This is a genomic window from Chryseotalea sanaruensis (genome assembly GCF_003990915.1).
Taxonomy (GTDB): Bacteria; Bacteroidota; Bacteroidia; order Cytophagales; family Cyclobacteriaceae; genus Chryseotalea; species Chryseotalea sanaruensis.
In genome coordinates this window covers 400097-425563 of record NZ_BHXQ01000004.1, presented here as the reverse complement: position 1 = coordinate 425563, position 25467 = coordinate 400097, and the positions used below count along the sequence as shown (strand labels likewise).

Annotated in this window: 20 protein-coding genes; 7 read left to right on the top strand and 13 right to left on the bottom strand. The window is 39.9% G+C overall.

Translation table 11 applies throughout. The annotated features are described in order from the left end of the window. Positions 1 to 38 precede the first annotated feature (38 nt). From SanaruYs_RS12535 to lon, 4 genes are read right to left on the bottom strand one after another with little or no spacing between them, the layout of a single operon-like run. Positions 39 to 1118, bottom strand: a complete 1080-nt coding sequence (locus SanaruYs_RS12535; RefSeq protein ID WP_127122903.1) for a DUF4421 family protein — start codon at positions 1116 to 1118, stop codon at positions 39 to 41. Next, positions 1118 to 2509 (bottom strand): ATP-dependent protease ATPase subunit HslU, encoded by a 1392-nt coding sequence (hslU, locus tag SanaruYs_RS12530; RefSeq protein WP_127122902.1) that lies wholly within the window; start codon positions 2507 to 2509, stop codon positions 1118 to 1120. The genes SanaruYs_RS12535 and hslU overlap by 1 nt, the downstream gene beginning before the upstream one ends. After that, entirely contained in the window at positions 2506 to 3522 is a 1017-nt protein-coding gene (gene porQ, locus SanaruYs_RS12525; protein ID WP_127122901.1) for a type IX secretion system protein PorQ, read from the bottom strand. The genes hslU and porQ overlap by 4 nt, the downstream gene beginning before the upstream one ends. A gap of 60 nt (positions 3523 to 3582) precedes the next feature. Continuing rightward, positions 3583 to 6039, bottom strand: coding sequence for an endopeptidase La (lon, locus tag SanaruYs_RS12520; protein WP_127122900.1), 2457 nt, complete (start codon positions 6037 to 6039; stop codon positions 3583 to 3585). A 154-nt stretch (positions 6040 to 6193) separates the two neighbouring features. Between lon and SanaruYs_RS12515 the strand changes: the two genes are divergently transcribed. Together SanaruYs_RS12515 and SanaruYs_RS12510 are read left to right on the top strand one after the other, a co-directional pair. After that, positions 6194 to 8158, top strand: a complete 1965-nt coding sequence (locus SanaruYs_RS12515; RefSeq protein ID WP_127122899.1) for an OmpA family protein — start codon at positions 6194 to 6196, stop codon at positions 8156 to 8158. A 240-nt stretch (positions 8159 to 8398) separates the two neighbouring features. Continuing rightward, a complete protein-coding gene (locus SanaruYs_RS12510) occupies positions 8399 to 9421 on the top strand; it encodes a threonine aldolase family protein (RefSeq protein WP_127122898.1) in 1023 nt (340 codons plus the stop codon). Here SanaruYs_RS12510 and SanaruYs_RS12505 read toward each other — a convergent pair. The 8 genes from SanaruYs_RS12505 to rocF all read right to left on the bottom strand — a co-directional run bounded on the left by SanaruYs_RS12505 (position 9418) and on the right by rocF (position 16259). Then, entirely contained in the window at positions 9418 to 9768 is a 351-nt protein-coding gene (locus SanaruYs_RS12505) for a T9SS type A sorting domain-containing protein (RefSeq protein WP_127122897.1), read from the bottom strand. The two genes, SanaruYs_RS12510 and SanaruYs_RS12505, sit on opposite strands and share 4 nt — an antisense overlap. A 103-nt stretch (positions 9769 to 9871) precedes the next feature. Beyond that, positions 9872 to 11374: an NAD(P)H-hydrate dehydratase gene (locus SanaruYs_RS12500; protein ID WP_127122896.1), complete on the bottom strand. Its 1503-nt coding sequence runs from the start codon at positions 11372 to 11374 to the stop codon at positions 9872 to 9874. A 79-nt stretch (positions 11375 to 11453) separates the two neighbouring features. After that, positions 11454 to 12665, bottom strand: coding sequence for an NADH-quinone oxidoreductase subunit D (locus tag SanaruYs_RS12495; protein ID WP_502697145.1), 1212 nt, complete (start codon positions 12663 to 12665; stop codon positions 11454 to 11456). Between the two features lie 23 nt (positions 12666 to 12688). Further along, positions 12689 to 13180 (bottom strand): NADH-quinone oxidoreductase subunit C, encoded by a 492-nt coding sequence (locus SanaruYs_RS12490; RefSeq protein WP_127122895.1) that lies wholly within the window; start codon positions 13178 to 13180, stop codon positions 12689 to 12691. Continuing rightward, a complete protein-coding gene (locus tag SanaruYs_RS12485) occupies positions 13173 to 13739 on the bottom strand; it encodes an NADH-quinone oxidoreductase subunit B (RefSeq protein WP_127122894.1) in 567 nt (188 codons plus the stop codon). Before SanaruYs_RS12485 ends, SanaruYs_RS12490 begins: the two co-directional genes overlap by 8 nt. Beyond that, positions 13717 to 14205, bottom strand: coding sequence for an NADH-quinone oxidoreductase subunit A (locus SanaruYs_RS12480; protein WP_174842773.1), 489 nt, complete (start codon positions 14203 to 14205; stop codon positions 13717 to 13719). The genes SanaruYs_RS12485 and SanaruYs_RS12480 overlap by 23 nt, the downstream gene beginning before the upstream one ends. A gap of 45 nt (positions 14206 to 14250) precedes the next feature. Beyond that, positions 14251 to 15225 (bottom strand): TolB family protein, encoded by a 975-nt coding sequence (locus tag SanaruYs_RS12475; protein WP_127122893.1) that lies wholly within the window; start codon positions 15223 to 15225, stop codon positions 14251 to 14253. 71 nt (positions 15226 to 15296) lie between these two features. After that, complete coding sequence (rocF, locus tag SanaruYs_RS12470; protein ID WP_246011906.1) at positions 15297 to 16259, bottom strand: arginase; 963 nt, start codon at positions 16257 to 16259, stop codon at positions 15297 to 15299. Positions 16260 to 16547: 288 nt separating this feature from the next. Between rocF and SanaruYs_RS12465 the strand changes: the two genes are divergently transcribed. The 5 genes from SanaruYs_RS12465 (at position 16548) to SanaruYs_RS12445 (ending at position 22563) form a co-directional block, all read left to right on the top strand. After that, positions 16548 to 17942, top strand: coding sequence for a type III PLP-dependent enzyme domain-containing protein (locus SanaruYs_RS12465; protein WP_127122891.1), 1395 nt, complete (start codon positions 16548 to 16550; stop codon positions 17940 to 17942). Positions 17943 to 18127: 185 nt separating this feature from the next. After that, positions 18128 to 19762, top strand: a complete 1635-nt coding sequence (locus SanaruYs_RS12460; protein WP_127122890.1) for an N-acyl-D-amino-acid deacylase family protein — start codon at positions 18128 to 18130, stop codon at positions 19760 to 19762. A 15-nt stretch (positions 19763 to 19777) separates the two neighbouring features. After that, positions 19778 to 20350, top strand: a complete 573-nt coding sequence (locus tag SanaruYs_RS12455) for a Crp/Fnr family transcriptional regulator (protein ID WP_127122889.1) — start codon at positions 19778 to 19780, stop codon at positions 20348 to 20350. Positions 20351 to 20461: 111 nt separating this feature from the next. Further along, entirely contained in the window at positions 20462 to 20989 is a 528-nt protein-coding gene (locus tag SanaruYs_RS12450) for a YceI family protein (protein WP_127122888.1), read from the top strand. Between the two features lie 272 nt (positions 20990 to 21261). After that, the gene (locus SanaruYs_RS12445; RefSeq protein ID WP_127122887.1) at positions 21262 to 22563 is read left to right on the top strand and encodes a DEAD/DEAH box helicase; all 1302 of its coding nucleotides are present in this window, start codon (positions 21262 to 21264) and stop codon (positions 22561 to 22563) included. A 10-nt stretch (positions 22564 to 22573) separates the two neighbouring features. Here the strand turns inward: SanaruYs_RS12445 and SanaruYs_RS12440 are convergent, their stop codons facing one another. Continuing rightward, entirely contained in the window at positions 22574 to 25465 is a 2892-nt protein-coding gene (locus tag SanaruYs_RS12440) for a PD-(D/E)XK nuclease family protein (RefSeq protein ID WP_127122886.1), read from the bottom strand. Positions 25466 to 25467: the final 2 nt, after the last annotated feature.

The following is a 25467-nucleotide window of genomic DNA, read 5'->3' as shown; positions in this document are numbered from 1 at the left end:
CAATCAACGAATCATCACATCAACGAATTAACGAATTATTAAATTTTAAACGGAATAAAATCTACTGCCCGTTTTTTTAGAATGCCAAACTCCTTAAACCGCCAACCGGCAACGAGTTTAAAAAAACCTGTTGAATTAGATACACGCATGTCTTCGATTTTTAAATTTCTGGATTGGTTTACAAAACCCATACCTGCAAAAAATCTATCATTATTATAACCTAAGCCTATTCGCAAGACCGATATACTATTAATAGATACATTGTATCTCTCCCTTCCATCATCTCTTTTCAAATACGTCCAGTTATGCGCTGGCCCAATACCAAATGTAAGATTCAGAAAAAAGTTTTTATATACAAAATTATGAGAGTACCCTGGTGCAACACCTAAGGTTGTATAACGCAATGAAATAAAATCTGGGTTTGCACTGAAACGTTCCCGATTATCTATTGAGAGAATAACAGAATCGCCATCCATGCGGAAGGAGTTTATTGTGCCCGTAACAAACCACGATCCTCTACTATACAATTGATGCTCTGCATAATTATACGAAGAGCGAAACGAAAATTTATCGCGATTAAAGGTATAAATGCCAGCAGCACCAAAATTCCTAGTAGCAATATCTGCGCGCTGGGGAAAGGGCTGGTCGCGCAAAAGCGGAGTAAAGGAATCTTCAAGGTAAAAACCTTCGTACTTCTGTCGGTAAATATCAAAACCCCAATACTTACCCAAAGCATTGAGTTGAAAATCTGATGCATCTGTTTTTCCAAAGCGTGTGATACTCTGTTCATTGATGGGCACCGCCTTTGTTAATTCGAAAGCGACTTCAAAAAGGTAAAAGCCTACTCCCATACTGACTGAGTTATTCGGCTTGAATGTAACCAACCTATTATTGTCAACTAAACTTCTTGCTTCTACCTGTAACGATCGCTGCTTAATTACAGGCCAGATAAAAAAATGATCGGGATATGAACGAACAAATTTACTACGAATAGAATCATGTAATTGTCTCTTTCTCCTTCCTAAACTGTCTTCGTCAAGCCCTACAGTAATATCAACATCGGTTTGCGCCTGAAGCAATAAACTACTGAATAAAAATAGGGGCAGGAGAAATTTCATTAAAGTATGTATTCGCTAAGATCGCGGTTTTTAACCAGTGAATTTAATCTGTCTTTTACCATTTGTGCATTCACCACTATATGAGCATTGGCTCCAATTTTATCTGGGACATCAAATAAAAACTCATTCAACAAACGGCTCATTACAGTATGCAAACGTCTTGCTCCAATATTTTCTACTTCTGCATTAATAGCAAAAGCTGTGCTGGCAATCTCTTCCACGGCATCGTCACCAAAATCAATGCGCACACCCTCTGCTTCAAATAATGCCTGGTATTGCTTAGTGAGGGCGTTGCGTGGATCTTTTAAGATGTGAATGAAATCTTCTTTTGTCAGGTTAGTTAGCTCAACACGAATTGGGAATCTGCCTTGTAATTCCGGAATTAAATCCGAAGGCTTAGACACGTGGAAAGCACCAGCTGCTACAAAAAGTACATGATCTGTATTGATGACACCGTGTTTCGTATTTACTGTAGTGCCCTCAACAATCGGCAATAAATCACGCTGTACACCTTCTCTGCTTACATCAGGACCACCACCTTTGCCCTGTGAAGTGGCAATCTTATCAATCTCATCAATAAAAATAATACCTGCATCTTCTGCTCTGCGTATTGCTTCTTCCTTTACTTCATCCATGTCAATTAACTTTGACACCTCCTCTTCAAGCAGTATTCGTCTGGCTTCTGCTACAGTCACTTTTCTCTTCTTACTTTTCTTAGGCATCATGCCGCTTAGCATTTCCTGAAGGTTCATCATAGATGCTTCATCCATCATACCTGCACCAATCATACCAACATTAGAACCACTACTGCCCTTCATGCTGATTTCAATCTTACGCTCTTCCATTTCACCGTTCCTGATTTTGTCGCGGAAGAGATTGCGGGTACGCTCATTTAATTCTGCATCAGTGGTTGGTGGTGCATCATCACCATTTGTGAACCCAGTAGGTCGTACAGATTGTGATTTCAAAGGAGGTATCAGGGCATCAAGAATTATTTCTTCAACAGCTTGATTGGCCTTTTCCTTTACCTCCTCCTTTTTCTTAGCTTTCACCATGTTTACAGATTGCTCTACCAAATCACGCACCATGCTTTCTACATCGCGCCCCACATAACCAACTTCTGTAAACTTAGAAGCTTCTACCTTAACGAAAGGTGCATCAGCAATTTTCGCCAATCTTCGGGCAATTTCTGTTTTACCTACACCGGTAGCACCAATCATTAAAATGTTATTGGGGATAATCTCGTTGCGCATATCTCCTTTTACATGCATGCGCCTCCAACGGTTACGCAAGGCAATAGCAACATTGCGCTTAGCTTCATGCTGACCTACAATGTACTTATCTAGTTCAGCCACAATTTGCTGAGGTGTTAAATAATTACTTTCTATCATATCTTTTCGCGTTTACGAATAATCTTTTTTAAATCACTATTCAGTGTAAAGCCGTAGCTGGCTTGCCTAGGCCCATAACCTACACGACTCAGCACCAACTCAATGGTTTTAATCTGAAATGAAAGGCCAAGGGATAGGCCTGCCCCACCACCAATCTCTTCTAGCTTTAACTCTTGTCTTCTGCGAAAGTTGTAGGCCAATAGAATATTAACGTTTTTACTCAATAATAATTCTGTTCCTACATTCAAATGCCGCATAACTTTATCAACCGGAGACGGGCTATCTTCCTGGTTTTCAAAAGCATCATAGTCAGTTAAATCAAAAGCTGTAATTGAAAAGCGGAAAGGCATGTGTTCCGGTTTAAAAGTCGTACCTACCTGTACATCAAAAGGCAACTGTGTGTTACCGCTTTCTGTATATTCTGTAAGACTAAAACCTATATTTTTAATGGCTAAGCCTATCGTCAAATTCTGTTCAGGATGCACAAAGAGACCTCCCAAATCGAGTACCAAAGCTGTTGACCGAAAACCAGCAAGATTTGAGAATACAGTTTTGAACGTTGCGCCAAACCGGAATACATTTGCGGAAAAATATTTACCCAGCATCAAAGCTGTTTCTCCGGAATTGAAAGTGCCCACAGGCAAGCCAGCAGGATCATAGCTATTGATAGTTCCATAGGAAAAATGCTGAACACCAAAATTAAAGCTCCCTGCTTTTTTGAATTTATGTTGGTACGTAAAATTTGCTTGGCCTATGTCTGCCAAATAAAATTGATAATTAGCGGAGACAAAACCGTTAAGGGTATCACCAACCAAAGAAGGGTTTGCACTGAAAAGGTTAACATCCCTGTCGGCCAAAGAAACATTAACACCCCCTAAAGCAGCTAACCTTGCTGAAGAAGGGGTATTTAAAAAAGTATAAGCACTCTGACCTTGTACCCAGCCAGTAAAAAAGAAGAAACAGGCAATGCCTATTGCCTGTTTCTTAAATATCTGTACAAAACCACCTTTCATCTTATTGTTGTGGTAAAAATGCCGTTTTAAAGAATAATACACAACAATGAAAAGTGCCTTTTAAGCAGGTTGCTTTTCTGCGAATACGAATTGCATAGGTTTCTCTACCTTATCTTTCAATAAAGCAATTTTTAAAACCTCTGCTACATTTGCTACAAAGTGAAACTTCAATCCTTTGATATAGTGCTTTTCAATTTCATCGATGTCGCGCTTATTCTTTTCGCTTAAAATAATCTCTTTAATTCCACTGCGCTTGGCCGCTAAAATCTTCTCTTTAATTCCTCCTACCGGAAGCACTTTACCGCGCAGGGTAATTTCCCCAGTCATGGCCAAATTTTGTTTAACCTTACGCTGAGTAAAAATTGAAGCCAACGAAGTCAGCATGGTAATACCTGCTGAAGGACCATCCTTTGGCACAGCTCCAGCCGGTACGTGAATATGTAAATCATATTGCTGAAAAAGTCGGTGATCAATATTTAAATCATCAGCATTCGATTTCAAATATGATAAAGCGGCCACAGCAGACTCTTTCATCACATCACCTAATTGACCTGAAATGGTTAAAGCACCTTTTCCTCTGTTCAGGCTTGATTCTACAAACAATATCTCTCCTCCTACTTGTGTCCAGGCAAGACCGGTTACTACACCAGCTACTTCGTTACCTTGATACAACTCATCATCAAAAATTTCAGCACCTAATACTTTACGTACAGTTTCAGCAGTGATTTCTTTGTCATACTCCTCCTCCATGGCCACAGCCTTGGCAACGTTGCGCACCATCGTACCGATTTTTCTTTCTAAGGTACGCACACCAGATTCACGTGTATAACTTTCGATAATTTTTTCAACTGCTTCCTTTGCAAACTTTACATCTTTAGGAATAAGTCCGTGCTCTTTTAACTGTTTTGGCACCAAATGCTTTGTAGCAATATCTACTTTCTCCTCTCGCGTATAACCTGTAATCTCAATGATTTCCATACGATCGCGCAAAGCAGGTTGTATGGTGTCTAAAGAGTTAGCCGTAGCAATAAATAATACTTTCGATAAATCGTAATCAACTTCTAAGTAGTTATCTACAAAAGCACTGTTCTGCTCAGGATCTAACACTTCCAACATCGCTGAAGAAGGATCGCCTCTGAAGTCAGCGCGTAGTTTGTCAATCTCATCTAAAATAAAAACAGGATTAGAAGATTGAGATTTTTTGATATTCTGTAAAACCTTGCCTGGCATTGCGCCAACATAAGTCTTACGATGCCCACGTATTTCTGCTTCATCATGTACACCGCCTAATGACATGCGCACATATTTTCTATTCAACGCTTTCGCGATAGATTTTCCCAATGATGTTTTACCTACACCCGGGGGACCGTATAAACATAAGATAGGACCTTTCATATCGCGCTTTAATTTTAATACTGCGAGATACTCTAGAATTCTTGTTTTTACTTTTTCTAAACCTGAATGATCCTGATCTAAAATCTTCTTGGCTTTCTTTAAATCAAAATCATCTACAGTGTATTCCTGCCAAGGTAAGTCAAGCATAAACTCCACGTAATTCATGCCAACAGGAAATTCTGCTGCTTGTGGATTAACACGTCCAAGTTTATCTAATTCCTTATTGAATTGTTTTTGTGCATCTGCTGACCATTTTTTAGCCTCACCTTTTTTACGGAGCGCTTCAATCTCTTTATCCGGACCATCGAAACCTAGCTCGTCTTGCAACACGCGGATTTGCTGTCTTAAATAATAATCGCGTTGTTGCTGATCGATATCTGTGTGAACTTTTTTCTGGATCTCACTTTTTATTTCCAGCATCTGAATTTCGCGGGACATGTATTGCAAAAGCAAAGTGCCCCGCGCTATGATGTTAGGCGTCTCTAAAATTTTTTGTTTATCAGAAACATCCACATTTAGATTTGATGATAAAAAATTAATCAAGAAAGACATGCTCTGAATATTATCCAAAGCCACCTGTGCTTCCTGCGGAATCTCAGGATTCAGTTTCAGAATTTTTAGGGCTGCTTCCTTTAACGATTGCACAATTGCTTTAGCTTCACGGCTGTTCAAATTAGCTTTTTCTTCAGCCAACAATTCGATACGCGCAGTCAGGTAAGGTTCTTCTTGTACAAATTCTTTTATAGAGAAACGATTCTTACCCTGAATAATGATAGTAGTATTTCCATCAGGCAACACCAGCATTTTAATAATGCGTGCAACAGTACCTATGCGATAGATGTCATCAATGGTCGGCTCTTCTTGTTGCGCATTTTTTTGTGGCAATACGCCAATAATGCGATTGCCCTGATAAGCCTTCTTCACCAACTTAATGGATTTCTGACGGCCAACAGTAATAGGAATCACAACCCCTGGAAAAAGGACAGTGTTTTTTATAGGAAGAATGGAAAGTTCCTCAGGGAGGTCTTCTGCCTTCAGATCGGTCTCCTGTTCAGGATTGATCATCTGGATCAGGTCGTCATTCTCTTCTTGAACTAATTGTATCGGCTTATTTCTGAACATGTATGTAGAATGCCAAAATGGCAATATTAGTCTGTTAATGTATTAAAACGTAAAGTCGGGCTTGTAGGACAATAGTAATGCCAATGGGTTTGTAAAAGAAGAGAAATTATATCAACTTTATCCGGAAGGCCATTTTTTACCAACTCAACAAGGAGTGAAAGCCCACTTTTTAGTCTCACTTGCAGTGTTTTACCTTTTGTCACCTCATATTGCCGAGGCGCAAAAGAAGAAAACATCCTTTAAAAAAGGAGGCATTATCCAAGTGAGCGATAGCCTGACAGTTTACAGCCAATCTGACATCTTTGATTTTCCCAATCTGAACAAAGTCAAGTACTATTTTGATGCTAAAAAACTACGAGCACTTGATGATTATCCGCGCACGGATGAAGGCCTTTATCGACTCACCAAAGCTTATGTAAAGAACTTCGGCATAGAAAATTTCTATCGCAATAACTCTATGTTGTGGGAGCTGGCTAAACTCTCTCAACAATTTGGACCAAAGGGTGAAGCAATCCTGCTCTACAAACTTATTTTAAAACATCACCCAAAAGAGGCTAACATAAAAAAGATACAGGCGGAATACGATTCACTCAGTAAAAATCAGCGTGAAAATTATGTGCCGCTTAACTATTACTATGAGTTAGTAAATTATAGAAGAGAGATTGATACTTTACAACCTCCGCATGGTGTGTTAGTAAATATGGGGCCGCTGATTAACTCACCAAGTGCAGCAGACTATGGCCCAACCATTGGCAACCGTGACGATGTTTTGCTATTTACCTCAAAACGCAACTCGATGCGAACGGGTATGGAGAAAACAGTGAATGAAGATATATTCTACTCACTTAAACAAAATGGTGAGTGGCAATGGCCTGAAGAATTTAAAAATGTTAACACCGGTTACAACGAAGGGTCTGCTTGCTTAAGTAAAGATGGCAAGCATTTATTCTTCTCTCGGTGCAATGCACCTGGAGTACTCGGCAATTGTGATATATTAATTGCAGACATGCAAGTCGATAGTACCTGGGGGAACATTCGCAACCTCGGGCCTACTATCAATTCTGTTTTTTGGGATTCTCATCCCTCACTTTCACATACGGGAGACACATTGTTTTTTGCTTCGGACCGTCTGGGTGGCTTTGGACTATCTGATATCTATTATACTATTAAGGACGAAACAGGGAACTGGACAGCTGCTAAAAACCTTGGCCCTATTATCAATACCAGGGGCAATGAAGTTAGTCCTTTCTTTCACCATCGTTTTAATGTTTTATACTTTAGTTCTGACGGACACCCTTTAAACTTTGGTGAGTTTGATATTTATAAATCCTACAAAAAAGGAAACTCATGGACGGAACCCAAGAATACAGGCCCGTTAGTAAATGGTGAAGGAGGTGAGTACTATTTTACTATTGATACTGAATCAAGTCATTTGTACTATGCGCGTGCTGATACTTTTGATTTACAAAATCTTGATCTTCATTCTTTCCCTGTGCCTATGGAGGCGCAACCCGAAGCTGTTGTCATCCTAAAGGGAAATTTAAAAAGTAAAACTACTGGCAAACCTTTAAAAGGTATTGTTTCTATTATTGATTTGGATAAAGGTGTTGAGGTGGCACCGCAGTTTATCAGAGAAGATGGCAGTTTCGATTTTAGTCTGATTAATAAACGTAACTACTTACTGATTATTCAGGGGGATGATTTCTTTCGCATTGAAGAATTTTTTTATCTAGATGGAGACATGGAAATCAATAAAGAAGCGGAGCCCATTGAGAGTAAGATTGCCTTTGATCAGTTAGAGTTTGAAAATGGTAAAGCTGATATTTTACCAGCTATGCATAATGATTTAGACCGCCTGGCTAATTTTTTAATTGACCATCCTACGTTCAAATTATTCATTTCAGGCCATACCGATTCACAAGGCAAGGAAGAATCGAATTTGCGTTTGTCGCAAGCCAGAGCTGATGCTATAAAGGCGTATCTGACTTACACCTTCAAAATTGATACAAATCGCATTGATGCTCATGGCTATGGTAGTGCCAATCCTATAGTAGAGGAATCTGATGATCATTCGCGCAAGTTGAACAGACGCGTGGAGTTTGAGATCAGGAGGAATTGAAAATTTTAATCATAAACTCTCATCAGAATACAGATGATGCAATCTTTGTTGCTTTTATAAGATTCGAATACTAACAAATCATTATAATAAAAATAATAATTGAGTTTTCGCTCTCAGGCCGCTGGGCCTCGCATACTCATTCAAGGCATTATCTGAACAAAATAATATCTAACCACAAATAAAATTCACAGTGATAAAGTCATTCAAATTTATAAACTTGAGCACCTAATATTAAATGTTATGAGAGCCTTCGCCAGCGATAATTATTCAGGTATACATCCGGAAATCCTAAAAGCCATTGAAACGGCTAACCAGGAACATGTTGGCTCTTATGGCAATGATCCCTACACAGAAGAAGCGACAAAAAAATTCAAGCAGCATTTTGGTGAAGACGTAGAAGTGTTTTTTGTTTACAATGGCACAGGCGCTAATGTGTTAGGCTTAAGTGCCATGACTAAAAGCTTCAACTCTATTATTGCACCTGAATTGGCGCATATTAATGTGGATGAATCAACAGCTCCTGAAAAATTTCTGGGTTGTAAAATTATTGGTGTCCCCGCCCCCAATGGAAAGCTTACACCAGCTGCAGTCGAAGAAAGAATTATACGTGTTCAGGATCAGCACCATCCTCAGGCAAAGGTTATCTCGATATCTCAGTCTACTGAATACGGAACTGTTTATAGTATTGAGGAAATCAAAGCGTTGTCATCTCTGGCAAAAAAATACAAGATGTACTTACACATGGATGGATCAAGAATTGCCAATGCAGCTGTGAGTTTAGGTTCAGATTTTAAAAGCTTTACGCGTGATGCCGGTGTAGATGTACTTTCTTTTGGAGGCACTAAAAATGGTATGATGATAGGTGAAGCGGTTGTTTTCTTTAATACTTCGCTCGCAGCTGATTTTTCATATCAACGTAAACAAGGGATGCAATTGCATTCCAAAATGCGTTTTATCAGTACCCAGTTCAATACATTATTAAGCAATGACCTTTGGAAAAGGAATGCGACTCATTCGAATAACATGGCAAAACTATTAGCCACGAAGTTAGGTGCAATATCTTCTATTAGAATTACGCAGCCAGTAGATGCCAATGGGGTGTTCGCTATTTTGCCGCAAGCCATTATTGAAAAAGTACAGGAAGCTATTTTCTTTTATGTATGGAACGAGAAAACAAATGAATGCAGATTCATGTGCTCTTATAATACAACAGAAGAAGATGTGAATACTTTAGTGGAGGCTATAAAAAAGCAAAGCGCTTAACGCTTTAGAAATTTGTAGGTGCCTTTGAAGTTGGAGGTCTCATCATACAAGGCAAGGAGATAGTAACCCGTGTTGTAGTCTTTAACTTTAAGTCTGAACTCATCATCACCAACAAAATCAATTTCAGTTTGTATTTCGTTGCCTATTATATTGCGAACAGCGATCTGCAGGTTGCTGACTTTAACACCTTCTAACTTAACATGTAAAAATTCTGCAGCAGGGTTAGGGAAGAGTTGGATTTTAGCTTGCGGATCTTGCTGATTGAAAGTTGACTCAAAGCCTGACTGTGCTTTTGCAGCAATCGCAAAAGAAAAAACGATCAGTAGTATAAGATTCAGGCTTTTCATTCGTTATGTATACGCAAAAATATGTCCAAAAGTTTTTAATTCTAGGTCAATTATCACCTATTAGATGCAATTGGACGCCTAAAAGTTTAATCTAACTTAAGAATTACCTCAAATCGTGGTAGGCCGGGGGTATAAAATCGATAATATCTGAGGCAATCAATGATATTTCACCCATTTTTCGAACAGCCAAATCGCCTGCCCAACCGTGTAAAAAGACCCCAACAATGGCTGCATCAAGCGGTTTATAGCCTTGCGCCAGTAAACTCATAATCATTCCTGTTAACACATCACCACTGCCAGCCGTTGCCATACCCGGATTTCCGCTTGAATTAAAATAAACTTTTCCATTAGGTGAGGTAATGCTGGTGTGAGCTCCTTTCAGCACAACGATGCCTCCTATTTGTTTTGAGAAATTCTTTTGCTTCTCCAATCTGTCAAAGTCGTTTGCCCAATCACCCACCAAACGTCTGAATTCACCAGGATGAGGCGTGAGAATTGATTGAGGTGGTAATAACAGTAATAGAGAAGGATGGTTCGCCAATAAAGTGATGGCATCAGCATCTACAACCAAAGGCTTTTTTGATTGCTGTAACAGTTTTTCAAAAGCACGTTTTGTTTCGTTATGAAGCCCTATACCCGGCCCAACACCAACAGCATCTATATCCTCGCATGAAGGGGTTGTTGTAAAGTAATGTTCATGACCATCTACACTTGCCATACTTTCAGGTGCACTATTTTGTATAATAGTTAAGCATGCTGAAGGTACATGTGTGGTTAGCAAACCTAAGCCGGTACGCATGGCGGCACGAGCTGCCAATATAGCAGCACCCATTTTTCCATAACTTCCGGCAATCAATAACGCCTTGCCATTGTTGCCTTTGTGATCAAACTTATTCCTTGGTTTTAGAATTGCTTTAACATCTTTTTTCTCTAATAGAAAATGTTTTGTATCCGATGTTTCAATAAATTTTTTGTCGAGACCAATACGCACAACTTGCCAGTTGCCTACATACTGAAAATTTTCGGGCAACAGAAAAGCTAATTTAGGTAATTGAAAAGTTAAGGTAAAGTCTGCTTTAAAAATAGTTCCAATAGATGGTTTATCGATTTGTAGACCCGAGGGGACATCAACCGCTATTTTGTAAGCAGTTGTATCATTCATTTTTTTGATAACTGCTTCTTGTAAACCTACAACCTTTCTTGATAAGCCTGTTCCGAACAATGCATCAATCAATACATGGCAATCCGTAAAATCTGATGATGATAGCTCTTGTTCGTTGCTAATTTCATTTACCAGATGTTTTGTAGCAATACGATTTAAGTTAGCTGTAAAGTCTGTGCTCTCTTTTGATTCTCCTCTTACAATCCAGACTTTAACTTTGTAATTGTATGTTAAGAGTAATCGGGCAATTACTAAACCATCCCCACCATTGTTACCCGTGCCACAGATTATGCCAACTGTTTGCACCACATCAACATGCCTGCAAAACCAAGAGACAAAAGCTTGTCCTGCACGCTCCATTAAATCAACCGAAGTGATAGGTTCATTCATGATGGTGTGCGCATCCAAAGCCCTGATTTGTTCTGCTGTGAGTATTTTAAGCATATTTCTATAGCTGCTAGCTTTGAGCTACTTGCTACTAGCTCATGATGAAACCCTAACTAATTTATTTAACAATATAAATTTAGCGATCTACTTCTCCCATGACCACATCAAGAGAACCTACTATTGCAATTAAATCTGCAATGAGTACACCGCGTGTTATCTCCGGCAACACCGACAAATTAACGAAGCTTGGCCCTCTGGCCTTACAACGGAAAGGCACATCGCTTCTTCCATCTGTTCTGAAGAAAAAACCTAACTCCCCTTTCGGGTTTTCTGCACGCACATATAAATCTTGTGCCTGCGGACGTATTTTCTTCGGTACTAAAGCCTGTGGATCAAATTCTTTTGTGCGCTTATGTTCTTTAGTAAGTTTCTCTAAACATTGCTCGATAATTCTAACAGACTGATACACTTCCTGCATTCTCACCCAGGTTCGATCCCAACAATCGCCCAATGTTCCCATCTTGCCTTCACCTATCGGGATATCAAAATCAATTTCAGGATAAACAGAGTAGGCGTCTACTCTGCGTAAATCAAAACGCAAACCAGAGCCGCGCAACATAGGGCCGGTTATGCCATAATTAATGGCCATATCGCGGGGTAACACACCAATGTTGGCGGTGCGTTGAATAAAAATTTTATTGTCAATCAGGATACTATCGAGTTCTTTCAGTTTTGGTTTCAGATAAGTAACAAACTCTTTACAACGATCTTCAAACCCTACCGGTATATCATAGAAGAGACCTCCTACCCACATGTAGTTATACAATAAACGCGAACCACTGGCCCATTCAAGCAAGCGCAAAATATGTTCGCGGTCACGCATTACCCAGAAGAAAGGTGTGAAAGCACCAATGTCCATTCCGTAAGTACCAATAGCAATAAAATGTGAAGCAATCCGATTGAGTTCTGCCATTAACACCCTGGTGTACTCAATACGTTTAGGGATTTGTTCAGTGATACCCAACATACGCTCTACGCCTAGTACATAAGCATGTTCCGAATTCATAGAGGCCACATAATCCATCCGGTCTACAAAAGGAATAATCTGGTTGTAAGGAAGATTCTCAGCATGCTTTTCGAAGCAGCGATGTAGATAACCGATGTGTGGAACAACTTCTTTAATCACCTCACCATCCGACAATACTTCCAAACGCAACACACCGTGTGTTGATGGGTGCTGTGGCCCAAGGTTGATAATCATCTCCTCAGAACGCAATTCTCCTTCATTGAACTTTCCTGGCTCAGAGGTGAGAAGATTTTGGGCGGTATCTGTTTTTTTTAGATTCAAAATTGACAATTGACAGTGGACAATTATTGAGTTCTGTCTTCGTATTTAACGGTCACACCATTATATTCTTCCTGTGTCTGATAATCTTTACGTAAGGGATAACCTTCCCAATCGGCTGGCATGAGTATTCTTCTTAAATCGGGGTGACCTTTAAAAACAATGCCATACATATCAAAAGCTTCACGCTCCTGCCAATCGGCTGTGCGCCAAATAGAAATGACAGAATCTATTTCAGGTTTTTCTCTTGGTAAAATTACCTTCAACATTAAATGATGATTGAAAGGAATGGAATAGAGATTATAGATCACTTCCATGGTGTTCGCCTCTTTACCGTTATCCAAACCTGTAATACAGGAAAGCATGTCGAAATAACAAGTAGGATGTTTGTATAACTTTTCGCAGACAGCCAAAATCTTATCGATACTTATTTCAATAGAAAAAGGTGTGTTCGCTTTATTGATAACAGGAGCTTGTCCAATCAAAGGCGTAAGGACTTCAACTAATGTTTCATCCATGCTGCTTATTGTTTAGCTTATCTGCCATCAAAGTCTCCTTACTTATCTTCTCCTGCAATTGCATAATACCTCCAATTAATGCTTCTGGTCTTGGTGGACATCCGGGTACGTAAACATCAACCGGTATAATTTTGTCGACACCTTTTACTACATGGTAGCCATGCTGCCAATAAGGCCCACCACAATTTGAACAAGAGCCCATGGAAATCACGTAGCGTGGTTCCGCCATCTGTTCATATAAGCGCTTAATGCGATCTGCCATTTTAAATACTACAGTGCCTGCGATGATCATCACATCGGCTTGTCTGGGTGAGGCACGAGGTGCCATACCAAAACGATCCATGTCGTAAGGTGTAGTGCCTGTACTCATAAATTCTATGGCGCAACAAGCCAAACCAAAAGTCATGGGAAACATAGATGACAATCGCGACCAGTTCAGCAAGTCATCTAGCTTGGTAATGATTACACCTGCATTGCCAATGGATTCTTTGTAGATCGGAACTTCATCACCAACCGCTTTCGCGAATTGATCAAAGTTACTTGGTTTTATATCGCTCATTGATTTGCTCGTAAAGTTGTGATGGCACGGGAGACTTTATATCACTTACTTGTGACTTATCTCCAGTCCAGTTAAAATAACCCTTTGCCCAGGCATAAACCAGTCCAACCACCAATACCAACACAAAGGTTACTACTTCAAACAAAGTAAACCATGCCCATGTTCCATTGCTTGCCTCTATTAATGCTTTGTCCGTAAAAACACTTGCCCAGGGAAAAAGAAAGATCAGCTCCACTTCAAAGAGCAGAAACAAAATGGCTACTACATAAAAGCGAATATTGAATTGTGGCCAGGCTGATGAAACGGCTTGCTCACCACTTTCATAGCTTGAGAGCTTTTCTGTATTCGGACGGTGAGGGCGCAGCAGCCTGGATATCAGGAAGGTGAATGACAGGAAGGTTATGCCACCAATAATAAATAGCAGTACAGTGGAAAATTCTGACAGATAAGAATTACTTGTATTCACGTGTTCAAATATAGGGAAGGTAAGCCTGCCCTGCTAATCTTTAACCTATTGAAGTACCTCCACAAATACGGGAGCCTGTTCGTACTGCCAGCTGTCTGTGAGCTGCTTAATTTCTTTGGTTTTCCAATTCATCAGGTAAACATCTACATGGCCTTTTGAGTAGTCGGCCATACCAAAAGTCAGCCACTTACCATCAGAACTCCAGCTATGCCAGTCTTCTTCAAGGCCAGTCGTATTTTCTATCAGCCTCCAGGCTTCGCCTCCTTCAGGTTTGATGGCAAACAAACGGTACTTACCGTCTCTGAAAGATTGATACGAGATGAAATTTTCTGTTGGGTGCCATTTAGGTGGCCCTGCATGGTAAACAAACCATTCAGCGCTTGTGTCTGATTCAGGAAAGAAGGTAAGCTGTCTTTTGCCGGTGCCATCAGCAGACATTAACCATAATTCAGATTTTTCATTTTTGTAGTTGCGTTTTTGCTGACGATGGCGAAATACAACTTGTTTACCATCTGGCGAAAAGGCAGGGTCGCTAAAAGAAGAGGCTGTGTCTTGTACAAATGGCTCGTAGGTTCCTGTTTCAGTATCGATAAGAAACAACTGCTGCCTTATCTCTCCACCAACACGTCCGGAAACAATCATCTCTCTACCTTCATTCCGTGTGTTATGCCAGGAGTCCTCCAGTCGTAAATTCGATATTTTTTTGACATTGTTTCCATCCGCATCCATGCTGTACAAAAAATACATACGATGTGTAGTGTCGCGATCTGAAACAAAGTAGATTTTATCTTTATAGGTATAGTACATCCAATCAACTCCGGGAGAATTAGAAATATTTTTCTTGCCAGTACCATCCATGTTCATGACAAACACTTCATAGTCGTCATTCAGGGTGTCGTAATAGACATTGTAGGCAATTTTATATTGAGTTTCCTTTTTGCCTGAGCAGGCAAAAAACAGACAACTTGTAGTTAGCAGTAGTAAGGCTGCCGAAAAAGTTGATTGAATCTGATGCTTCATAAGGGAAGGGATTATCTAGCTAAGATAATGATTTTGTCCCCATCTTTAAGCTAAATCCCTGACCTCAATGCCTACTCAGCCATTACCGGCCTAGCCATAATAGCTTTGGCGGTTGCCTCCATAATTTCGAAAGCACCCTCTGCCATGCGGTTTTCAGTATCAAGCGTTGGATTTACCTCTACAATTTCCCAGGCACAAACTTTAGGGCTCTTAGCCAACTCTTCATTTAAGACTTTGGCTTCATCTACTGTAAGTCCGTTAGGCACTGGTGTACCTGTTCCCGTAGAGATACGGCTATCCATACTGTCTACATCAAAGGAGATATAGATGTAATCACAGTGATCCAACATCTGCAGGGCCCTTTCTGCAATCTTAACCGGACCGAGTTTCTTCACATCTTCGGTCTCAATGAAACTCATGTTGTGCTTATTGATCAAATAGTTTTCAGGTTTTTCAAAATCACGCACAGATATAAACACGATATCTTCCGCATAAATTTTTGGTCCTGCAACACCTACATTTTTCAATTGCTCCCAATACTCTATGGTTTCACCTTTAGGATCATTCACCTTACATTCCAGGTTATCAAAACCACAAGCCATCGCTAGAGGCATACCGTGCATGTTACCCGATGGTGTAGTGTAAGGTGAGTGCAAGTCTGCGTGTGCGTCAATCCAGACCACACCAAGACGTTTTTTAGGATGCGTTTTTTTAATACCTGCAATGGTTCCGTAAGCAGTAGAATGATCACCTGCCATTATGATGGGGAAGAACTCATCAAACAACTGTTCATATACTTCCAGACAAACACGTTCCTCCATGATCATTACGCCATCAATAAATTTGGCGTGTGCGTGCTCGGCACCATCGTAAAGCATTTCGTTTACGTTTTCCACCTCAATAGAATCGTACTGTTTAAAAAAATCAGATTTTAAATCAAGGCTGGCAATCTTCATAGCTTCCACACCAAGACTAGCGCCACGAGTACCGGCACCGATCTCTGATTTCACCTCTATGATCTTTATCTCTTTCACAAAAAATAGAATTAATAGTAATTGAATAGTTAATAAACCGCTGGATAGAAAAATACGAAGCAAACCTCTCGACCTTAATAGTCGGGCAGTGCATACAAGCCTGTGTAGGGCGGCACTGAAAATTGGTTGCTGTAAGGGTTTACCATAATTAGCTAGACCTTGCAAAGATGGCAATTTTATGTGATTTTTGCACTCTTTCCCAATTCGAAGGATGGTTTTAAGGCTAATGTGCTGATTCTCATCAACGAAATGGCCTTTTTTCATAATTACAATCTATCCATACCATAAATGAAGAGCTACCGCGACCTGATTGAACAGACTTTTGAGTTTCCACAAAAGGAGTTTAAAGTCCGTGATCATGAATTGCTGTTTAACGATGTGCCCCTAATGGACATTGTAAAACAATATGGCACACCGCTAAAGCTTACTTATCTGCCCAGAATCAGCGAAAACATACGGTATGTGCAGGCTACTTTTCAAAATGCGTTAGAAAAAACGAAATACAACGGTACTTATACCTATTGTTATTGCACTAAATCCTCGCACTTTTCTTTTGTGATGGAAGAGGCATTGAAGAACAAGAATGTTCACATGGAAACGTCTTCTTCTTTCGATATTCCAATTGTTCGTTCATTATATAATAAAGGAAAGGTAACTAAAGATACATATGTGCTTTGCAATGGTTTTAAACGCCCATTGTACATGCAGTACATTACCGAATTGTTAAATGATGGCTTTAAAAACTGCATTCCTATTCTCGACAATTTGTATGAGATGGATCATTACGAAGCTGGTGTAAATGTTCCTTACAAAGTTGGTATCAGGGTTGCTGCCGATGAAGAACCAAATTTTGAGTTCTATACTTCGCGCTTAGGCATCCGTTATAGCGACATTAATAGCTACTACAAAGAAAAAATAGAAAAGAGCGAAAAAGCTGAATTGAAGCTCCTTCACTTCTTTATTAATACAGGCATTAAAGATACTGCATACTATTGGAGCGAATTAAGCCGCTTCATATTTAAGTATTGCGAATTGAAAAAGATTTGCCCTACCCTCGACTCTATTGACATCGGTGGTGGATTCCCAATCAAAACATCGCTCACGTTCCAGTACGATTACAAATACATGATCGAACAGATCGTGGAGAATATTAAATGGATTTGTGATAAGAATAACGTGCCTGTTCCGCACATCTATACAGAATTCGGTAGCTATACCGTTGGCGAAAGTGGTGCGGTTTTATACCAAATCATTAACGAAAAATTACAAAACGATAAGGAGCTTTGGTACATGATCGATGGTTCCTTTATCACGCACTTGCCAGATACATGGGGCATGAGTCAAAAATATATTTTGCTTGCGCTTAACAAATGGGATGATCCTTATCATAAAGTAAATATTGGAGGACTTACTTGCGACAGCCAGGATTATTACAACTCTGAAGCTCATACTGGTGAAGTTTTCTTACCGATGCGCAACGATGAAGAGCAATTATATGTTGGATTCTTCCACACCGGAGCTTATCAAGAGTCGTTGGGTGGTTATGGCGGTATTCAACATTGTTTGATTCCAGCTCCTAAACACGTATTGATCGATCGCAATGAAGATGGTGAGATAACCACTTCGTTGTTCGCCACTGAACAGAGCAGCGAGAGTATGATGAAGTTATTGGGGTACGCGTAAGCAAGTCGATCCTTCTTAAAGGAAATAACTGAGCACCAGCTTCTAAAAATTTCCGTTGCCACAGATTACACGAAGATCCACAGATGAAAGCTTTGATTCTGTGCAAATCTGTGTGGTCTGTGGCGATTAATATTTAAAGTAAATACACAGATCAAACAATTAGCATTTTTTCGTAACATGGTGGTATGAAACCATGGCTCGTACTTTCTAGCCTCTTGATTGCGCTAACCTCTTGTGGCGAACAACAAATGTATGATGTTGTAATCCGCAATGGACAGGTGTATGACGGCAGTGGTGCACTTCCAAAGCAAACAGACATAGCCATTAATAAAGATACCATTGCTTTTATTGGTGATCTTTCTTCGGCCAAGGGCAAAAAAGAATTTGATGCTAAAGGTTTAGCTGTCAGTCCTGGTTTTATCAACATGCTTAGTTGGGGAGATAGAAGTCTGCTGATGGATGGTCGTTCCTTATCCGATCTTAAGCAAGGCGTTACCTTAGAAATCTTTGGCGAAGGCTGGTCACCAGGACCTGTCAGGCGAAATCTTAAAAAACCAGTTGACAGTCTCTGGACTACACTCGATGGTTACATGCAATGGCTTATAAAGAAAGGTGTGACTCCAAACGTAGCCTCCTTCATAGGGCACACTACTGTAAGGCATTATGTTATGGAATACGAAAACCGTGTTGCCACCAAGGAAGAGTTAGAAGAAATGAAAACACTGGTGCGCGAAGCCATGGAGGCAGGAGCACTCGGATTGGGTACTTCACTTATTTATGCTCCTGCCAACTACGCCCCTACTGAAGAATTAATTGAACTGGCAAAAGTTGCCTCTGCTTATAAAGGCATCTACATCACCCACATGCGTAGTGAGAGTGATTTTATTTTAGATGCACTTAACGAAATGCTACGCATTGCGAGCGAAGCAAATATTCCTGCTGAGATCTATCATTTAAAAATTAACCATGAGCGTAACTGGACCAAAATTGATACTGTTCTTGCAAAAATAGACAGCGCTCAAAAAGCAGGATTAAAGATCACTGCCAATATGTATCCGTACGCTGCCAGTAATACTTCACTACTGGCGCGACTACCCACATGGGTACAAGAAGGAGGCGCAAAAGAAATGCGCAAAAGACTTCGAAATCCAGCCATCAGGAAAAAAGTACTTGATGAAATGCGAAATGGTATTCCTTCAAAAAATGCTGAGCCAGAAAATGTAATGGTGTTGGGCTTCAGGCTGGATTCATTAAACAATTTATACAGAGGCAAACGACTAGATGAAGTAGCCCGCATACACGGCAAGGATGCTGATGAAACTTTACTTGATCTATTATTGGTTGATAGGTCACCGGCTGCTGGCGTATATTTTTTAATTTCTGAAAGTAATATGAAGCGCATGTTACAGTTGCCTTATGTTAGTTTTGGTTCTGATGGCACTTCGTTGGATCAGGTAAAAGGTTTTAAAGACTTTGGCATGGTGCACCCGCGCACCTACGGAACTTTTGTACGTGTATTAGGTAAGTACACACGCGATGAAAAACTTTTTACGCTGGAGGAAGCCATTCACCGTATGACGGGCTTACCAGCAACTCGTTTAAATTTATACAAAAGAGGTCTTCTAAAAATTGGTCATTACGCTGACATCGCTATTTTTAATCCTCAAACAATAGAAGCTAAAGCCACTTATGAAGCTCCTCATCAATATGCCGTTGGTGTAGAACATGTCTTCGTTAACGGGCAACAAGTATTGGACAACGGTGAGCATACAGGTAATTTCCCCGGTCGAATTGTTTATGGTGCAGGAAAGAGAAAATAATTGTTACTTCGCTTCATGAGTATCCTTCAGGCTATAGAAAAACATATAACACTTTCAAAAGAAGAAGGAAATTATTTCTTATCACTTCTTCAACCACATGTACTTAAACAAGGTGAGTTCATTGAAAAAACAGGAAAAATCACTGAAGATTTTATTTATGTGAAAAGTGGTTGTTTGATGACCTACTACACCAACGATCAGGCACAAGAGCATGTCATCCAATTTGCCATGCCCAATTGGTGGACGGGAGATTTAAACAGCTTTACCAAACAAGTAATCTCCGCTTATTCAACTCGTGCACTGGCCGACAGCGAAGTGTTACTAATCAAAAAGAAAGATCTTGACGGACTATTTGAGCGCTTTCCTGTATTTGAAAAATATTTCCGCATCATTTTTCAAAACTCCCTTATTACCCATCAAAATAGGATTGTGCAAAATATTGCTGCCACAGCAGAAGAGCGTTATCTCGATTTTCAAAAGAAATACCCAAGCCTTGAACAATATGTTCCCCTCAAGTACATAGCCTCTTATTTGGGCATTACTCCTGAATTTTTAAGTAAAATCAGGCGGAGACTAATGGAACGCTAGTTTCTTAATCTAGTTCAAGATATCTACTGCTCATCTTAATCCAGTTCAAGTGTTAAAGGAATCACTAATGCGATCTTTGTCTTGTAATTGTAACAAACAAAAAAGATCGATATGGCTACTACAAAATGGGGCATTGACCCAACACACACAGAAGTACAGTTTAAAGTGAAACACCTTGTTATTGCAACAGTAACAGGTTTCTTCAAAAAATTCAGCGGAAGCATTGAAAGTGCAAGCGATGATTTCGATGGTGCCACAGCAAACTTTAGTCTTGATGTAAACAGCATCGACACTAACCAGGCTGATCGTGATGCGCACTTGAAATCTCCTGATTTCTTTGCTGCTGAGCAGTACCCTACTATTGATTTCAAAGGAACTGTAAAGAAAGTATCTGGTAATGACTATAAATTAACAGGTGACTTGACTATGCGTGGCACAACTAAAGCAGTTGAATTGTCTGCTGAGTTTGGTGGTATCATGGTTGACCCTTGGGGAAATACAAAAGCAGGTTTTGAGATTAACGGTAAAGTAAATCGTAAAGATTTTGGGTTGAATTGGAGCGCGGTAACAGAAGCAGGTGGCGTAGTGGTAAGTGACGAGGTGAAGCTTCATTTGAATGTTGAATTAGCTAAAGGTTAATTCATTAATTCTTAAATTACCTAGAGTAAAGCCCTTCGCAATGCGAAGGGTTTTTTTGTGGTTCTGCCTTTGCGAAACGGCTACTTACAGGCAGGCTGACCTCAATCCTCTCAAAAGGAGAGCAGGATTAAGAACACGAGAATCCGATTTAATTCCGTATATTTGTATCGTCAGCTCGCATAAACGTACAATAAATTCAAATACATTCTTTGGCTGACTTCTAAAGAGGCATCATTAAAATTAATACAGCGCCTCGTGTAACAAAATAATACATGTCATTTTCGTCATTACAGTTAATAGAACCCATCGCGAAAGCGTTACAAGCAGAAGGTTATACTAAACCAACCCCCATTCAGGAGAAAGCCATTCCCGTTCTTTTAGAAAGAAAAGATTTATTGGGTTGTGCCCAAACAGGAACAGGTAAAACGGCAGCTTTTGCTATACCCATTCTTCAATTATTGCATCAGGACGAACTTTATAAAAAAGGACCTGCTGGCATTAAAGCCTTGATTTTAACACCAACAAGAGAGTTGGCCATTCAGATTGGCGATAGTTTTTCTGCCTATGGTAAATTCCTTCGCATCAAACACACGGTTATTTTCGGTGGTGTGTCTCAAAAAGCACAAACCGATGCCCTGCGCGGAGGTGTTGATATTTTGATTGCTACGCCTGGCCGTTTATTGGATTTGATCAACCAACGTTTTGTTAAGTTAGATCAACTCAAAATGTTTGTGTTGGATGAAGCGGACCGCATGCTGGACATGGGTTTTATTCATGATGTTAAAAAGGTAATCGCTAAGATTCCGGCTAAGCGTCAAACACTTTTCTTTTCAGCTACCATGCCTAAAGAAATTGCTGAACTTGCCAATACCATTTTAACTAATCCGGTAAGGGTTGAAGTGGCTCCCGTATCTTCTACAGCCAATACCATTACACAATCACTTTACCTGGTTGATAAAAAAGATAAACGCAAATTACTGCAACACGTATTGACTGAGCTTTCTATCAAGCGTGCACTTGTCTTTACACGTACTAAGCACGGAGCTGATAAAGTGGTAAAAGAACTAAATCAGGCCGGTGTGAGTGCTGAAGCTATTCACGGTAACAAATCACAAAATGCGAGACAACGGGCGCTTACTAATTTTAAAGCCTCTGCTATTCGTGTTTTAGTGGCTACCGATATAGCAGCACGTGGTATTGATGTAGATGATTTAACACACGTGATCAATTACGAAATTCCTAATATTCCGGAAACTTATGTTCATAGAATAGGCAGAACAGGAAGAGCAGGTGCCAGCGGTATCTCTATTTCTTTTTGTGATGCTGAAGAGCAGGAGTTTATTACAGACATTCAAAAGCTGATTGGCAAGCCTATCCCCATGGCTGCGTCCAATCCATACGCTATGGTTCGCGATGGATTTACTTCACGTGCACCAAAGCCACAACGACAAAGCCCTAAGAAAACAAGTCGCAACGGAGAACAAAGATCGAATCGACCAAAAACCGGAGAGGCCAAAAAAAAGAAATGGTTCGGAGCCAAGAAAACGAACAGTAATTTTAAAAAGAGCACTTAGTGCTCTTTTTTTATTTCCGGTAGCATAAGGATTTGTAATCGCAATAATTGCAATTATTCAGGTTCTTGGTCTGCTCAAAAGAGATAGCGGGGTCAAAAAGCTCGTTCAACATTCCCTTCAAGTGGTTCTTAAAATCAGGCATCAGGGGCTGTGCATTTTGCACAAGTTCTTTTTGCATGTGTAAGCCAAATTGAAATGATCTGTCGAATAAGTTTTTGCGATTGATTAATCCGGGGACCACTTTTACTGAATTTCCTTCTGGTAACGACTCTGTGTACAACAGTGCGTACAATAAAGTTTGGAAGGCAGCCTTATTACGTTTGCCTTCTCTGTCGAATAAACTTTCAATGGTATTAAAAGTCAATTCATCACGACCTGTCTTATAATCGACAATCCGCACTACATCTTCTTTTCTATCAATTCTGTCGATAATACCTGTAATGTTAATCGAGTGTGGTGCATGATCAATCTGTGCAGTATACACAAGACCTTCGCGCTCTAAAGCTTCTATGTGAAAAGGTGCATAGGTTTTGTCTAATTCTAAAATCCTTTCGGCAAAGCGCTTAACTATTTCACGAACTACCAGTCGCTGACCTTTATACACAACTTCCCTTTTATTGCTTAGACTATAGGCTTCTCTGAAAACATCGTCAATAATGGTTAAGAGTTCAACTTCATACTTTTCAAAGTCCTTCGCTTCAACGATGGTTGATTTTTTCTTTTGCTGCAAGCGCACATAAAAACGTTCTACCACTTTATGCAGAAAATCTCCCAACACCCTATTGTCCAAATCCTCTTCAATCTCATCGGCTACTTTAATACCTGCTACATATCGAAAGTAAAACCGCAATTGACATTCGATATAAGCATTTAAAGCAGAGGGCGACAATCCCATGCGTTTACCCTGAGGCATAGTGAGCTTTATTAGCTGCTGTATGATTTCTTCATTCTTATGAATGAGAATTTCCTGCCAGGGTTTAGGTTGAATGGTATTGTGTAAGACCTGCTCTTGTATGGTAAGTCCCGATTCAAAAATAAGTTGTTGCAGGTAACGACTCATTTCTCCCTGACCTAATACATCCGTTTCAGTATTATAAAAAAGATTGACAGACTCAGCTCTTTGTATGGCCCTGTAAAAAAGATAAGCATACATGGCATCCTGGTGTGCCGCTGTGGGTAATCCGTATGCCCTTCTTACATTATGCGGAATGTAGGAACCCTTACTGCTTCCTGAAGGCAAAGAACCTTCGTTGAGTGATAGGATCATCACATGCTTATAATCAAGATTACGTGTTTCCAGTACACCCATAATCTGCAACCCCTCCAAAGGCTCGCCAGCAAACGGAATGCGTTCGGCTCTTACCAATTGTGCAAATAACCGCTGAAAGGATTTCAATTCTTTCTTTCGGTTCACCTGATCGATTATATTATCTTCAATAATCAATTGCAGACGATTGATAAAAGAATAGTAATGAAAAGCATATTCTTTATCGAGATCATTGATGGCAGCATTAGACCCAACAGCTTCTATAATTTGCTGAAAGTAAGTCAGGATATTATTCGCATCAACTTCTACAAAAATCTGTTTACAGATTGGCGGTAGATCTATAAGCCGTTCAACCGGAATAGCAACAAGATTATCCTTTATTAAAGTTTTTCTGAATGTATTGGTTTGATCATTAGTAATTGCCAGCAGATAAGGATGCTGTAATAGTGCCATCACCGGACGAAAGTGAAATGCTTCTACTTCCAAACTGAGTTGCAAATCAAAAAGTAGTTCAACAAAATTATACATGGGCGAACTAGATAAAGGAAAGCCCATAGTAATATTCAACTTACCCGCTTCTTCCGGTATACTGTTCAATACTGGCAAGAGCATTTTTTCATCTGGCAATACAATGAGGGTTTCTTCTGCTTTCCAGCCATTTTGTAAATTCTCATTAAGCAACTGTGCCATTACTTTTACCTGGCCAATGGGTTGCGCGGCACCGATAACCTGTATTGTTGTTTTATTGGTAATCTTCTCCTGAATACCTGCATGAAACTGATCCGGAAATGTTTTACCCAGTACACCGTGCTTTTTGTATTCTCTGAAAAAAGTGCCAGCCTCCTGGGCATTATTATTAACATAGTAAGTATCTGCATCCCAGAAAACTTTTGCATTAAAGTGCTCTACAAAATGTGTGAGTACTTTCTCCTCAGCAAGCGTAAGCGCATTAAAGCCGGCAAAGATCAGTTCTCTTTCTTTTACTTTATCCGATACTTCAGATTCCTCGTTGCGCATGAAAGCCTCAGCCACTTTGCGGTGTACCAGACCCTGGTAGGCGAAGCCCTGGTTTAAGAGTTGTTCTGAAAAATTAGTATAAACCGATTCTAACGATCTCCATATGCGCAAAAACTGTTCTTTATTGGCTGAAGGATGTTCATCAAAATTTCCCCAAAACTCTTTTAAGAAGTTAACCTGCTCTTCACTTAAAAATTCAAAAATGGTTTCAATCTCTTTCTGGTTACTCAGGTCCACAAAAAGCTGAGAAGCCTCCACCATATACTTGTCTACCTCCTCAAAATCACGAAGTAACATTTCTCCCCAGAAATAGAAATCACTAAAGGATTGAAGCTTATCCTCTCCTGCCCCATTATGTTCACGCATCACAGCGCTATACACAAGATGCAATTCCTTGATCAGTTTCAATTTATCAGGAACCTGATAAGGAGAGAAGCGCGCTATAAATTCCTCGATGGTCAACATCTCAGGTGCAAAGCCTGGTTGTTGCAATAAAGTCGTCAGGTGTTTTCGGAAATAGAGAATAGCTCTTCGGTTAGGAAAGACAAGCGTAACCTTATCAAGCACTTTGTGATGTGCCTGTACATGTTCAGCCAAGTCTTGTAAAAAAGTTTTCATTT